3 protein-coding genes are annotated in these 1,588 nt (G+C 46.5%); all 3 read left to right on the plus strand.

From position 1 onward, the window contains the following. A partial coding sequence (locus WAM07_RS10055) for an NUDIX hydrolase (protein WP_422166497.1) occupies positions 1 to 491 on the plus strand: 491 nt, incomplete at its 5' end. A gap of 6 nt (positions 492 to 497) precedes the next feature. Then, complete coding sequence (locus tag WAM07_RS10060) at positions 498 to 710, plus strand: hypothetical protein (RefSeq protein ID WP_422166499.1); 213 nt, start codon at positions 498 to 500, stop codon at positions 708 to 710. A gap of 81 nt (positions 711 to 791) precedes the next feature. Beyond that, a partial coding sequence (locus WAM07_RS10065; RefSeq protein WP_422166501.1) for a M48 family metalloprotease occupies positions 792 to 1,588 on the plus strand: 797 nt, incomplete at its 3' end.

Here is a 1,588-nt window from a genome sequence, read left to right on the forward strand (position 1 = left end):
GTAGACGATATTGTGGGGGAGGAATGGGCGTGGATGTGAGGTTTCAGACGGGTTCGAAGCGGTTTTATTACCGGGCGGCGGGCATTTTGATCGAGCAGGATCATGTATTACTACATAAGCAAGTGGGAGATGATTACTGGGCCCTGCCTGGAGGAAGAGTCGAGCTTGGTGAACAGGCAAGAGACACGGTCGTCAGGGAAATGAAAGAGGAGCTTGGGTACGACGTAAACGTGGCCCATACACCGTGGGTTGCAGAGAATTTCTTTCACTATGATGGACATGACTATCATGAGCTTGGCTTTTACTGCACGTTAATCTCTCATCAGTCCTATTTCCAGAAAGGGCCTTTCCACGGGCTGGAAGGGGAGCGGCTCATTTATCAATGGGTACCGATTACGGAATTGAACGAAATCGTCGTACAGCCTGAGTTTCTGGCTGCTGGACTGCAGAACCCGCCAAAACATACGGAGCATGTGGTCGTTGAGAAATAAATTTATATGCTTCCTAAACAGATGCTGTTTAACGAAGTGGATGTTCAAGTGAGCAATGAGATGGCTGGGGAATACGTTTTAGAGGACAATGGACACACTATTTTATGGAAGGGTGAAAAAATTTCCTATCGATTCAATTATGTATCCTTTTCCAGCAAAGATGCTCTCTCTAGGGAACAGGTGCTGCAGGCGGTACGGCAGTTTGAACCTCTGCCCTAATCTTGTGACCGGGAGCCTATTGTTCTAAAATGATTTCAATGCTCGTACAATAAGGGGTAGAAAACATCCGGAGGTGACGAAGTGAAGAAACGATTCCTCACTTGGACACTCATACTATTTGCGATTTATGGCGTCCTTATAGGGCTATACTTATTTCAATGGGCCGATTTTGGTGTGCCCGAAGCGTATCAGGGGACAGCCGCTGACCCTGCCACTTTCATGACGGCAAAAGAGCTCGCGCAGAGTCAGGATTATTCCCGTTACAAAGATTTTCTCTATTTTGTCAGTCTGCCGCTTGAGTGGATTATTTATTTAGGTGTGATGATCTTTGGAATATCCACCTTTTTTAAGCAGTCCAGCGAGCGTGTTTCCCGGTTTTCACTTGTACATATCCCGGTTTATGTTCTGCTCCTTTCGACACTAACCTGGATGCTTACGTTTCCTGTTGATTACATCAGCCGCAGACTGTCACTCAGCTATGGCATATCCACGCAGACGTTTTCCGACTGGATGAAAGATGAACTGATCAGTTTCTGGGTCGGCTATATCATTATGGCGCTGCTCATTACGGTCTTGTACATGTTGATTAGAAAGTTCGAAAAACGCTGGTGGCTGTACGCATCGATTTTAATGGTGCCGTTTTTAGTGTTCATGATGTATCTGCAGCCGGTGGTGATTGACCCGCTGTACAATGAGTTCTCCGATCTAAAGGATAAAGAGTTAGAAGCAAAGATTCTGAGCCTTGCGGACGAAGCGAATGTTCCAGCTGAACGGGTCTATGAAGTGAATATGTCCGAGGAAACAAACAGCATGAACGCTTACGTGAACGGGATCGGGTCCAATTTACGAATCGTCCTCTGGGATACGACACTTAACCG

Source organism: Halobacillus sp. (assembly GCF_049282395.1).
Taxonomy (GTDB): domain Bacteria; phylum Bacillota; class Bacilli; order Bacillales; family Halobacillaceae; genus Halobacillus.